Source organism: Nocardioides sp., assembly GCF_044226765.1.
Classification (GTDB): Bacteria; Actinomycetota; Actinomycetes; order Propionibacteriales; family Nocardioidaceae; genus Nocardioides.
In genome coordinates, this window is record NZ_JBGAGJ010000009.1 from 69,162 (window position 1) to 81,255 (window position 12,094).

The following is a 12,094-nucleotide window of genomic DNA, read 5'->3' on the forward strand; positions in this document are numbered from 1 at the left end:
GTCTGGTGACCCTAGTCGACCGGTCCGGTCCGGCGTCACCCGCCCGACCGCAGCAGCTCGCCGGTCGAGACGCCACGGGTCTCGGCCGTGCGGAACACGACGAGCGCGAGGACACCGGCCACCACTGCGCACACCGCGGCGCCGGCGAAGACGGTGTGCTCCTGCGCGATCCCGGCGACCTTGAGCAGGTGGGTGAACTCGTCGCACCGGCTGCTGCCGCCGCAGACCTCCCGCACCGGCGGCAGGTCGGCCTGCTCGCTGTAGTAGCGGCGCAGGCCCAAGGTCGTGAGGGCGGAGATGCCCACCAGCATGCCGACCATCCGGGAGACGACGACGAACGCGCTGGCCAGGCCGTGCACGTCCGCGGCGGTCCCGGCGAGGACCGCGGCGTTCACCGGTGCGAGCGCCAGCCCGAAGCCCAGGCCGCCGAGCAGCAGCGGGACGGTCGCGACCGGGCTGTCCAGGCTGGTGAGGTCCCACGTCGTCATCCACGCGAACGCCGCCGCGGCGCAGGCCATCCCGATCGCCGTGACCACCCCGGCCGGCAGCCGCTGGGTGAGGTAGCCGCCGACGACGGCGCCGACCGGCAACGCGACCAGGAGCCGCACGAGCACGAGCGCTGCCATCAGCTGGGAGTCGGGGTAGACCGTGGTCCGCGCGAACAGGGGGATGTCGATCAGTGCCGCGATCAGCGCCGCCCCGACGAAGAAGCTGACCAGCATCGCTCCCCAGGCCGGGGTGCTGCGCAGCGCACCGGTCGGCACCAGCGGCGATCGGGCGCGGCGCAGGTGGGCGGCGAGGAGCAGGGCGGCGACCGCGGCGGCGGCGAGGTACCACAGCCCCTGGTCGGAGAAGACCTGCAGCTTCGGGTCGGCGGTGGCGAACGCCAGGATCACCCCGGCCAGGGCGACGGCCAGAAGCAGGGCGCCCACGAGGTCGGCCTCGCGCACGGTGCCCGCCCACCCCCGCAGGTCCAGGAGCGGACGGCGGGCGGTCCAGCAGCGCACGACGAGCAGCACCAGGGCCCCGACCGCGCAGAGGCCGAGCGGGGTCAGCCATCGGCTGTCGCCGGTCACCGGGATGAACAGCTGGCCCCAGGTGAGGTCGCTCATCACGGCGCCGGGCTGGGCCATGACCAGCACCCCGGCCACCAGGGCGACCAGCGCGAGCACGAGGCCGATCCAGTCGAACCGGCCGTGGGTCTCGATACGCTCGCTGGCGCTCGCTACTCGACCACCGAGGCCACTCTCGGTGGTCGAGTAGCCGTCGCGAGGGACGAGCGACGGCGTATCGAGACCCCTCTGGTGCGTCAGCGAGCGGATGGCCGCGGCGAGCACCAGCCCGACGGCGAGGTTGACCAGGAAGATCGCCCGCCAGTCGGCGACGGCCAGCACCAGTGCGCCGAAGAGCGGTCCGAGCACGCTGCCGAGCTCCTGCACGGCCGAGACGACCCCGAGCGGCACGCCCCGCCGCTCGACGGGGTAGAGGTCGGCGACCAGGGCGAGCGTCGCCGGCACCAGCCCGCCGCCCCCGACGCCCTGGAGGAACCGGCCGGTGACCATCGAGGGCAGGTCGTAGGCCAGCGAGGTGACCAGCGAGCCGACGGCGAAGACCAGGAGTGCCGCGACCAGCACCGGCACCCGGCCTCGCAGGTCGGCGACCCGACCGATGAGCGGCAGCATCGCGACGTACCCGAGCAGGAAGCCGGACACGATCGGGGCACCGCGCTGGAGCTGGTCGATCGGGATCCCGGCGCTGCCCATCATGTCCGGCAGCGCCAGGACGACGACGTAGGTGTCGGCCGCGGCGAACGCCACGGCGACCGCCGCGAGCGCGAGCAGCACGCGCGGCGACCCGGTCATGGGGCCGTGATGTCCTTCTCGGTGCCGTAGTCGTCGAAGGTCACGGTGTAGGTCATCGGGTCGGCGTCCTCGTAGAAGACGCCGGTCAGGGTGGCCTCGCGCAGCTCGTCGTCGTCGGTGATGGTGTACGTCGCGTCGAAGTCGCCGGAGGCGGTCGGGATGAAGTTGGTCACGACCTCGCCGGGCACCGTGCCGGTGTACTCGGTCAGGACCTCCTTGTTGTCCTGACCACCGCGGACCGTGTCGCCCTTCTCCAGGTCGGTCGTCTCGGCGAGCAGGCTGGAGAAGCCGGCGTCGGTGTCGAACAGGTGCGCCGGGTCGGGCGCGCCGTACTGGGCCGGGTCGATGTCCTGCCAGCCGGACGTGAGCGGGAGCTGGACGTAGACCTTGTCGTCGACGGCGACCACCGGCACCTGGAAGGGCTGACCGGACAGCGTCACCGTGATGGTGCCCTCGAAGGCTGGGGCGTGGGTGCCGGTGCCCTCGGCGTCGACGACGCCGTTGACGCCGTCGGGCAGGTCGTCGGTGTGCAGGGTCAGGTGCACGCCGCTGGTCTCGTCGAGGTTCTTCTTCGCCGCCGCGACCACGTCCTCGGGCGACCCGCCCGAGCCGCCGCCCGACCCGCCGCAGCCGGCCAGCACGAGCGCGGCCACGACGCCGCCGAGCAGGACGGACGCGACACGGCTCCGTCGGGACGTCAGACGTGGGGGCACAGGGTCACCCTTCCACATCCGCCTGGGCCTGCACCCGCGCGGCGACCGGTCCGGCCACCGCGGCGACCGGCTGGCTGCCGGGGGTGCCCGAGCCGTCGCGCCGGCCGGTGGCCGGCGGCAGCTCGACCGGCGCACCGCTCGCGGCGGCCGCGCGGGGCGGTGCCGTGCCGGCCCAGGCCAGCACCAGTGCGTCCTCGCCCTTGAGGAACCGGTGGCAGCGCACCCCGCCGGTGGCACGCCCCTTGGCGGGGTACTCCGAGAACGGCGTGACCTTCCACGCTCCCGGCTCCGTGCCCGGCAGGGCCGTGGCCGATCCCGCCGCGGTGACCACGACCGAGCCGTCCGGCGCGTCCGGGTCGACCACGCCGAACCAGACGACCTTCTCGCCACTCGCCACCCGGACGCCGGCGATGCCACCACCCGTGCGGCCCTGGGGTCGCACGGCATCGGCGCCGAAGTGCAGCAGCTGGGCGTCGGAGGTGATGAAGCAGAGGATCTCGCGGCCGGTGGTGAGCTGCGCCGCGCCCACGACCTCGTCGCCGTCGGCGAGGCGGACCACCTCCCAGTCCTCGCGGCCGAGCACCTCGGGGTTGACCCGCTTCACCGTCCCCTGCCGGGTGCCCAGGGCGATCCCCGGGCCCTCGGTGGTCAGCGTGCAGAGCGCCAGGAGCCGCTCGCCGGGCTCCAGCGAGACGATCTCGCTCACCGGCAGGCCGCCGGCCAGGTGCGGGTCGTTCGCGGTGCCCGGGAGCTGGGGGAGCTCCAGGACGCCGACCTTCACCAGCCGGCCCCGGCTGGTGAGACCGCCGACCTCGCCGCGCGCGGTGGCGCGCACCGCCGAGACCACCACGTCGTGGTTGGCACGGCCGCCGCCCTGGCCCGGCCGGTCGGCGTTCGCGGTCCGGGCCAGCAGCCCGCTGGAGGAGAGGTAGACGAAGCACGGGTCGTCGGCGACCTCCAACGGCACGGCGCTCGCCGTGACGGCGGTCCCGGCCGACTCCAGCAGGACCGTGCGCCGCGGCGTGCCGAAGGTCTTGGCGACCTCCGCGAGCTCGTCGGAGACGACCTTCCAGCGCAGCTTCTCGTCGGAGATGATCGCGTCGAGCTCCTCGATGGTCCGCTCGAGCTCGTCGCGCTCCTTCTCCAGCTCGATCCGCGAGAACCTGGTGAGTCGCCGCAGGGGCATGTCGAGGATGTAGTCGGCCTGGACCTCGGTGAGGTCGAAGACCGCGATCAGCCGCTCCTTGGCGGCCGCCGCGTTGTCCGAGGAGCGGATCAGCTGGATGACCTCGTCGATGTCCAGGATCGCGACCAGCAGGCCCTCCACGAGGTGCAGGCGGTCGGCGGCCTTGCCGCGGCGGAAGACCGAGCGCCGGCGGACCACCTCGAAGCGGTGGTCGAGGAAGACCTGCAGCATCTCCTTCAGGCTCAGCGTGCGCGGCTGGCCGTCGACCAGGGCGACCGCGTTGATGCCGAAGGAGTCCTCCATCGGCGTCAGCTTGTAGAGCTGCTCGAGCAGCGCCTCGGGGACGAAGCCGTTCTTGACCTCGATGACCAGCCGCAGGCCGTTCTCACGGTCGGTGAGGTCCTTGATGTCGGAGATGCCCTGCAGCTTCTTGCCCTGCACCAGCGTCTTGATCCGGTCGACGACCTTCTCGGTGCCGACGCCGTAGGGGAGCTCGGTGACGACGATGCCCTTGCGCCGGCTCGTCACGCTCTCCACCCGTGCCGTCGCCCGCATCCGGAAGCTGCCCCGGCCGGTCTCGTAGGCGTCGCGGATGCCCTCCAGGCCGACGATCTTGCCGCCGGTGGGGAGGTCGGGCCCCGGCACGAACCGCATGAGGTCGTCGACCGTGGCCCCCGGGTGGGTGATCAGGTGGCGCAGCGCCTGGACCACCTCGACCAGGTTGTGCGGGGCGCAGTTGGTCGCCATGCCGACCGCGATGCCGGTGGTGCCGTTGACGACCAGGTTGGGGATGGCCGCCGGCAGCACGCCGGGCTCGAGCTCGCGGCTGTCGTAGTTCGGCTTGAAGTCGACGGTGTCCTCGTCGATCGAGGCGGTCATCACCACCGCGGGCGGGGCCATCCGGGCCTCCGTGTAGCGCATCGCGGCCGGCGGGTCGTCGCCGCCGGGTGACCCGAAGTTGCCATGGCTGTCGACCAGCGGCAGCCGCATCGCCCACGGCTGCGCCATCCGGACCAGCGCGTCGTAGATCGCCCCGTCGCCGTGGGGGTGCAGCCGGCCCATCACCTCACCGACGATCCGGGCGCACTTGACGTGGCCACGGTCGGGCCGCAGGCCCATGTCGTTCATCGTGTAGAGGATCCGTCGCTGCACCGGCTTGAGCCCGTCCCGGGCGTCGGGCAGGGCGCGGGAGTAGATGACGGAGTAGGCGTACTCCAGGAACGACGACTCCATCTCCTGCTTGATGTCGGTGTCGAGGATGTGCTCCTCGAAGTCGTCCGGGAGGTCGCTGGTGGTCTTCCGCCGTGCCATGGCGCCGATTCTCCCAAGGCCCGCCGACCGAAACGTCGCGGGCACGCCGCGTTCACCCCGTCACGCTAGATTTCGCCCGTGAGCGAGACCGAGGACACCACCGCGGCGCCGGCGCAGGAGCCGCCGCGGCACTGGGAGGCCGACGTCCTGCTGCGCGACGGCCGCACCGCCCACATCCGACCGATCCGGCCGGAGGACCGAGACGTCTTCGTCGACTTCTACAGCCGGGTCTCCGACCAGTCGAAGTACTACCGGTTCTTCTCGCCGATGCCCACGCTCTCCGACCGCGACCTGGACCGGTTCACCCACGTCGACCACGTCGACCGGGTCGCGCTCGTGCTCACCCTCCAGGGAGAGATCATCGCGGTCGGGCGCTACGACGTGATCAAGCCCGGTGACGCCGAGGTCGCGTTCCTGGTCGAGGACCAGCACCAGGGGAGGGGGATCGGGCAGCTCCTGCTCGAGCACCTCGCCCAGGCCGGTCGGGAGCGCGGTGTGGACCGGTTCATCGCCGAGGTGCTGCCCGACAACACCCGGATGATCCAGACGTTCCGGGACGCGGGCTACCGGGTGGTGAGCGAGTACGAGGAGGGCGTGCTCCAGCTGGAGTTCCCGATCGACCCGACCGACACCGCCATCGGCGTGATGATGGGCCGTGAGCACCGGGCCGAGGCCGCGTCGATCGAGAAGTTCTTCAAGCCGCGCTCGGTCGCGGTGATCGGCGCGAGCCGCCGGCAGGAGACGATCGGCCAGGCCCTCGTGCGCAACCTGGTCACCGGAGACTTCACCGGGCGGGTCTACGCCGTCAATCCCAGCGCGAGCGCCGTCAGCGGGCTGCCGACGTACTCGACGGTCGGCGACATCCCCGACGACGTCGACGTCGCGATCGTGGCCGTGCCCGCCGACGCGGTGCAGGACGTCGTCCTGGACTGCGCGGCCAAGGGCGTCCACGGCCTCGTGGTGATCTCCTCCGGCTTCGCCGAGACCGGGGAGGAGGGGCGCGGCCGCCAGCGGCGGCTGGTCGGGCTGTCGCGCTCCTACGGCCTGCGGCTGATCGGTCCGAACGCGCTCGGGATCATCAACACCGACGCGGACGTGTCGCTGAACGCCTCGCTCTCGCCGCTGATGCCGCCCCGCGGCCGGGCCGGCTTCTTCTGCCAGTCCGGCGCGCTCGGCACCGCGATCCTGGAGAAGGTCTACAACCGCGGCCTCGGACTCTCGACGTTCGTCAGTGCCGGCAACCGCGCCGACGTCTCCGGCAACGACCTCCTCCAGTACTGGGAGGAGGACGACTCCACCGAGGTGGTGCTGCTCTACCTGGAGTCGATCGGCAACCCGCGCAAGTTCTCCCGGATCGCCCGGCGGGTCTCGCTGCGCAAGCCGATCATCGCCGTGCGGTCCGGCCGCACCACCCAGGGCGTGCCGATGGGGCACGCGGTGCGCAAGATCGCCGCCCCGCCGGCCGCGGTGGACGCGATGTTCCGCCAGGCGGGCGTGATCCAGGTCGACACGCTCGAGGAGATGTTCGACGTCGCGCAGCTGGTCGCCCACCAGCCGCTCCCGCGCGGGCGCCGCGTCGCGATCGTCGGCAACTCCGACGCACTGGGCCTGCTGGCCGCCGACGCCGCCGCCGCGGTCGGTCTGGTCGTCAACAAGTCGACCGCGCTCGGCGCCGAGGCCAGCGCCGAGGACTTCGAGGATGCCCTCGACGCCGCCATCGACGACCCCGAGGTCGACTCCGTGGTGGCGGTCTACGTGCCACCGATCAACGTCTCCGGCGAGGACGTCGCCAACGTGCTCGCCGCCGTGGGGGAGCAGTCCGACAAGCCGCTGGTCTCCTCGTTCCTCGGCGCGGAGGGCGTCCCGGAGCTGCTCCGGGTCCCCGACGTGGCCGGGTCGACCGCTGGGCGCGGCTCGGTGCCGTCGTACCCGGGCGTGGAGGCGGCGGTGCGGGCGCTCGCCCGGGTCGTCGAGTACGCCGTGTGGCTGCGCACCCCCGACGGCGACCCGGCCGACCCGGCCGAGGTGGACGCGCTGGCCGCGAAGCGCCTGGTCAACCAGGTGCTGTCGGAGAGCCCCGACGGCGCCGAGCTCGACGCCGACCGCGTCACCGAGCTCCTGGCGGCGTACGGCATCGAGGTGTGGCAGACCCGCCCGGTCGCCACGCGCGAGGAGGCGTGCGCGGCCGGCGAGGCACTGGGTTGGGACGTGGTGCTCAAGGCGACCGCCGAGCACCTGCGCGAGCGGCCCGACCTGGCCCACGTGTGGCGCAACATCGACACCCCCGACGAGATGGCCGGTGCCTGGGACACCCTGACCGAGCTGATCAGCGACGCCGACCGGGCCGGCTTCGTCGTGCAGAAGAACGCCCGGCCGGGCGTGCCGGTGGCGATCCGCAGCATCGAGGACCCGCTGTTCGGCCCGGTGGTGTCCTTCGGCATCGCGGGCCCGCTCACCGAGTTGCTCGCCGACAAGTCCTACCGGATCCCGCCCCTCGGTGCGCGGGACGCGGCCTCGATGGTCCGCGAGATCAAGTCCGCGCCGATGCTGTTCGGCTACCGGGGCAGTGAGGTCGTCGACGTCGCCGAGGTGGAGCGGCTGATCCAGCGGGTGGCCCAGCTGCAGAACGACCTGCCGCAGGTCAGCTCCGTGGACCTCTCGCTGGTGCTGGCCGGGGCGGACGGGGCCACGGTGCTGACCGCCGCGGCCCGGGTGGACCCGGTCACCGACCCGCGCTCGGACTGGTTCGTCCGGCGGATGCCGACCCCGGAGGGCGACACCCTGCCCGGTTGAGCGCACCCCGTCGGGGCGGGCTGTGAGGCGGCGCCGAGGGCGGGGGTGCGGCCGTGACAGACTGGCGGCCATGCGGAGCAGGACCCCCCAGCTGAAGGACGCCATCGACCGGACCGGCTACTACCCCGAGGTCGTGGCCGAGGGCGTGGACGCCGCCGTCGCGGGGGAGCAGGTGGTGTCCTTCTTCGTCCACCACGAGCCCACGTTCGACCGCGACGAGGTGCGCCGGCACCTGTCGGTGGTCGTCCTCACCCCGACCCGGCTGATCATCGCCCACACCGACGAGCACGAGGGCGACGACCTCCTGCCGGAGCCCTACACCTCGACCTCGACCGAGGCCGTGCGGCTGTCGTCGGTGAAGTCGGTGGTCGTGACCCGGATGATCGCCAACCCGGCGTCCGGCCCGAGCCGGCCCGCGGAGGCCGTGGTCACCATCGGCTGGGGCGGCGTCAGCCGCGTGGACCTCGAGCCGGCCGGCTGCAGCGACCCCAGTTGCGAGGCCGACCACGGCTACACCGGCGTGGTCGCGTCCGACGACTTCTCCCTGCGGGTCTCCGCCGCGGCCGACGGCACCGAGGCGGTGGACCGGTTGCTGGCGTTCGCCGAGTCGCTGTCCGCCCGCACCGCCTAGGCACCAGCCGGTGGGTGAGTTCGTCGACCCGGCGTACGGCCGGCGCTCGCTCGGCGACGTGGTGCCCGCGGTCGGCGCCGCGCTGGGCGTCCCGCTGCCCGGGGTCACGACGGCGCTGGAGCTGCCGGACGCGCCGGCGTACGTGGTGTTCCTGGTCGACGGCCTCGGGGCGCGGCTGCTGCAGCGCTACGCCCACGCGGCACCGTTCCTGTCCACCCTGCTCGCCGAGCAGCAGCCGGCGACGGCGGGCGTGCCGTCGACGACCGCGACCAGCCTGACGTCGTTCGGCACCGGGCTCGTCCCGGGCGCGCACGGCCTGGTCGGCTTCACCTCGCGCGTCCCCGGCACCGACCGTCTGCTCAACGCGCTGATGTGGGACAAGGACGTCGACCCGCAGGAGTGGCAGCCGCACCCGACCGCGCTGGGCCGGCTGCGCGAGCTCGGCGCGTCGGTGACGGTCGTCAACAAGCGGGAGTTCGCCCGCTCGGGGCTCACGGTGGCCTCGCAGCGCGGTGCCGACTTCGTCGGCGCGGACAAGGTCGGCGAGCGGATCGCGGCCGCCGTCGCGTCCTCGGCCGAGTCGGCGTCGCTCACCTACCTCTACGACGGCGACCTCGACTGGACCGGCCACCGCCACGGCGTCGCGTCGCGGCCCTGGCTGCAGCAGCTCGCGATGGTCGACGCCGAGGCCGAGCAGCTGCGTGAGTCGCTGCCGGCGTCCGTGCGCCTGGTCGTGGTGGCCGACCACGGGATGGTCGACTCACCGCCGGAGTCCCGCGTCGACGTCGACGAGGTCACCGAGCTCCGCTCGGGGGTCGCGCTCCTGGGCGGCGAGGCGCGGTTCCGGCACCTCTACTGCCGGCGCGGTGCGGTCGACGACGTGGTCGCGACCTGGTCGGCGCTGCTCGGCGACCGGGCCGAGGTGCTCACCCGTGCCGACGCGACCGCGCGGGGGTGGTTCGGCCCGGTGTCGTCCGGGGTGCTGCCCCGCCTCGGTGACGTCGTCGTCGCGTGCCACGGTGACACCGCGGTCCTGTCCACCGCGGACTTCCCCTACGAGGCCTCGCTCGTGGGCCTGCACGGCTCGCTGACGCCGGACGAGATGCTGATCCCGCTGGTGGTGTGCTGAGGGGTGTTCGTTTCCCCGGCCGCCCGGGGAAACGTGCAGGACACGCCGATGGCGAACGGCGTGTCGTGCACCTTTCCCCTGACGACCCCCCGGCAGGTCAGTCCTGAGGAGCCGGGGCCGCGTGGCCGATCAGACGTCGTCGGTCGACCGCGGGAACGTCGTCGGGGTGAAGTGCATCGCCCCGGCGGGCAGCATCCAGGGCATCGCGACCAGCCCGAAGACGCCGGCCTGCACGGCGGGGTCCTCGCTCTTCAGTCGGAGTGCCTCGTCGGGCTCGCAGCGCATGATCGACAGCCCGCGGTAGCGGCGCCGGCCGTCCGCGAGGTCTCCGACCGGCCCGGCAGCCAGCAGCACGCCCTCCTCGTGCAGCGCGGCGAGGTGGTCCAGGTGGGCGTCCTGCAGCCGGTCGGCCTCCTCCTCGGTGAGCTCGGGCGGCTGCTCGGGGGTCACCAGCAGCACCACCGTGTAGCGGTCGAGGTCCATGCGGCCGATCGTAGGCCGGGGCGGTGCCGTCGCAGCCTCACCTCAACGACATCCGCGGCTCGCCGTTGACCAGCCCGGTGCCGGCGATCGTGCAGCGACCCCCGCGGGGAGCGCCGTTGTTCCAGGCCTGGCGCACGCAGGACCGGGTCGCCAGCTGGGCCCAGTAGTTCGGGTGCAGCGACTCCTGGACGTAGTAGGGGCTGCTGTTCCCGCAGCACGTCGACACCGTGCGGATCTGGTTGACCCACTCGGTCCGGTCCACCGCCCCGGGCGAGGTCCAGCCGGGGATGCCCGTCTCCTCGTAGAGACCCACGGTGTTCTCACACAGGCGTCGGCCGTTGAAGGCGCCGGCGAGGTCCAGCACCTTGACGTTCGGCAGGCCCGAGTCGGCGGCGGCGCCGGTCACCGCTGCGTTGATCGTCGGCAGCGCACTGTCGTTGGCCCAGTCGGCGTCGCCGTTCCAGAAGCCGCACCCGCCGGTGCTCTGCCGCGTGTAGCCGCTCTCGGGGTAGCGGAAGCCGGAGCCGCGCGGGATCGGGCTCGGGTAGGTCTGCACGAGCAGCGTCCACTGCCCGTCGCCGTAGCCCGCGCCCCGCATCGCCGTCTGGACGTTGCGGAACGCGCCGGCGATCCGGGCGCGTACGGCGGCGACGTTGGCGGCCGTGAAGTTCCTCGTCACCGAGCTGTCGTCGCGGCAGTAGTCCTTCCACCACGTGGGGGAGGCGAGGAAGTCGGTCACGCAGGACTGCACGATGTCGGCGAAGTGGAAGTCGTTGCCGCCGACGCTGACCACGACCATCCCGACGCGGTGGGTGGTGGCGAAGCCCTGCAGCATCGCGGCCTGGCCGCGGTGGCCGGCACCGTCGTCGTAGAAGTCGATGCCCGGCTTGAAGTACGTGCCCGCGCTGGTCGTGGTGGTGGCGCCGGAGCAGGCCAGGTTCAACCCGCTGACGCCGCCGCCGACGTACGCCTCGGCCGCCTTGCTGCGGTGGCACCGGGCGATCTGCTCGCCGGTGCCGGAGGCGTTGTCGTAGTACGCCGTCGGACCGAGCGCGTCGGCCCGGCTCGACGACGCGTTGCTCGAGCCGGCCCACCGCCCGGCCTCGCCGGAGATGTAGGAGTCACCGAGGGTGACGACCCAGGGAGAGCCGCTGCCCGGGCCGTCGGCGTGGGCCGGGGCGACGGGGAGGGCGAGGGCCGCGCCGAGCGCGGTCGTGAGGGTGGCGACGCCGGCCGCGAGGGCCGTGGTGATCCGAGAAGTCAGCACCCGCCGGAATCTAGGCCCGGACCTCAGCCGAAGGGAAGGGGCTCGGGCGCGAGCGACACCGCCTTGGCGCGCGCGGCGGTGAGCCGGCGCCGGTGGTGCTGGCGGCAGAGGACCTCGTAGGCGACGTCCGCGGGCGGCTCGTCGGCGGCCTCGACGTCGCCGACGACGATGACCTCGCCCTCGACGACCATCACGCCGTTCTCGGTCCGTGCGTTGTGGGTGGCGCGCTTGCCGCACCAGCACAGCGCCTCGACCTGGAGCACCATCGTGCGGTCGGCGAGCTCGACCAGGCGGGCGCTGCCCTCGAAGAGCTGGGTGCGGAAGTCGGTGAGGATGCCGAACGCGAAGACGTCGATCTGCAGCTCGTCGACGACCTTGGCCAGCTGGTCGACCTGGGCCCGGGTGTAGAACTGCGCCTCGTCGCACACCAGGTAGTCGATGCGCCCGCCGTGGGTCAGGGTGTCGACGACGTAGCGCCAGAAGTCGAAGCCGGGGTCGACCTCCACCGCCTCGTGGGTGAGACCGAGGCGGCTGGAGAGCGTCGCCGTCCCGGCGCGGTCGTGCGTGGTGAACAGCCGCCCCACCCGGCCACGCGCGGCGTGGTTGTGGTTGGTCTGGAGCGCGAGGGTGCTCTTGCCGGAGTCCATGGTCCCGGTGAAGAAGTGCAGTTCAGCCACGGAGCGGAAGTCTTCCACGAGGTCGTCGGGTCGGTGGGACAG

At 72.9% G+C, this 12,094-nt stretch carries 9 protein-coding genes; 3 read left to right on the forward strand and 6 right to left on the reverse strand.

Annotation, left to right across the window (positions count from 1 at the left end; translation table 11 throughout):
- Positions 1-35: 35 nt before the first annotated feature.
- From ACILRH_RS17330 to ACILRH_RS17340, 3 genes are read right to left on the reverse strand one after another with little or no spacing between them, the layout of a single operon-like run.
- A complete protein-coding gene (locus ACILRH_RS17330) occupies positions 36-1,862 on the reverse strand; it encodes an MFS transporter (RefSeq protein WP_395695299.1) in 1,827 nt (608 codons plus the stop codon).
- The gene (locus ACILRH_RS17335) at positions 1,859-2,575 is read right to left on the reverse strand and encodes an LppX_LprAFG lipoprotein (RefSeq protein WP_395695300.1); all 717 of its coding nucleotides are present in this window, start codon (positions 2,573-2,575) and stop codon (positions 1,859-1,861) included. Before ACILRH_RS17335 ends, ACILRH_RS17330 begins: the two co-directional genes overlap by 4 nt.
- A 4-nt stretch (positions 2,576-2,579) precedes the next feature.
- Positions 2,580-5,072: a DNA topoisomerase (ATP-hydrolyzing) subunit A gene (locus ACILRH_RS17340; RefSeq protein WP_395695301.1), complete on the reverse strand. Its 2,493-nt coding sequence runs from the start codon at positions 5,070-5,072 to the stop codon at positions 2,580-2,582.
- A gap of 78 nt (positions 5,073-5,150) precedes the next feature.
- Between ACILRH_RS17340 and ACILRH_RS17345 the strand changes: the two genes are divergently transcribed.
- The 3 genes from ACILRH_RS17345 (at position 5,151) to ACILRH_RS17355 (ending at position 9,625) form a co-directional block, all read left to right on the forward strand.
- Positions 5,151-7,865, forward strand: a complete 2,715-nt coding sequence (locus ACILRH_RS17345; protein WP_395695302.1) for a GNAT family N-acetyltransferase — start codon at positions 5,151-5,153, stop codon at positions 7,863-7,865.
- A gap of 70 nt (positions 7,866-7,935) precedes the next feature.
- Entirely contained in the window at positions 7,936-8,496 is a 561-nt protein-coding gene (locus ACILRH_RS17350; RefSeq protein WP_395695303.1) for a DUF5998 family protein, read from the forward strand.
- A gap of 10 nt (positions 8,497-8,506) precedes the next feature.
- Positions 8,507-9,625 carry an alkaline phosphatase family protein gene (locus ACILRH_RS17355; RefSeq protein ID WP_395695304.1) on the forward strand — a complete coding sequence of 373 codons (1,119 nt, stop codon included), beginning with the start codon at positions 8,507-8,509 and terminating at the stop codon, positions 9,623-9,625.
- Between the two features lie 129 nt (positions 9,626-9,754).
- Here ACILRH_RS17355 and ACILRH_RS17360 read toward each other — a convergent pair whose 3' ends face one another.
- Genes ACILRH_RS17360 through ACILRH_RS17370 form a run of 3 tightly spaced genes read right to left on the reverse strand, consistent with a single transcriptional unit; the run spans position 9,755 to position 12,052 of the window.
- Positions 9,755-10,108 carry a YciI family protein gene (locus ACILRH_RS17360; protein WP_395695305.1) on the reverse strand — a complete coding sequence of 118 codons (354 nt, stop codon included), beginning with the start codon at positions 10,106-10,108 and terminating at the stop codon, positions 9,755-9,757.
- A 37-nt stretch (positions 10,109-10,145) separates the two neighbouring features.
- Complete coding sequence (locus ACILRH_RS17365; protein ID WP_395695306.1) at positions 10,146-11,375, reverse strand: hypothetical protein; 1,230 nt, start codon at positions 11,373-11,375, stop codon at positions 10,146-10,148.
- A gap of 23 nt (positions 11,376-11,398) precedes the next feature.
- Positions 11,399-12,052, reverse strand: coding sequence for a thymidine kinase (locus ACILRH_RS17370; protein WP_395695307.1), 654 nt, complete (start codon positions 12,050-12,052; stop codon positions 11,399-11,401).
- Positions 12,053-12,094: the final 42 nt, after the last annotated feature.

What these genes read in the sequence shown, in the direction of transcription:
- ACILRH_RS17330 (WP_395695299.1), bottom strand. Translation starts at nt 1,862, where the DNA reads ATGACCGGGTCGCCGCGCGTGCTGCTCGCGCTCGCGGCGGTCGCCGTG.
- ACILRH_RS17340 (WP_395695301.1), bottom strand. Translation starts at nt 5,072, where the DNA reads ATGGCACGGCGGAAGACCACCAGCGACCTCCCGGACGACTTCGAGGAG.
- ACILRH_RS17350 (WP_395695303.1), top strand. Translation starts at nt 7,936, where the DNA reads ATGCGGAGCAGGACCCCCCAGCTGAAGGACGCCATCGACCGGACCGGC.
- ACILRH_RS17360 (WP_395695305.1), bottom strand. Translation starts at nt 10,108, where the DNA reads ATGGACCTCGACCGCTACACGGTGGTGCTGCTGGTGACCCCCGAGCAG.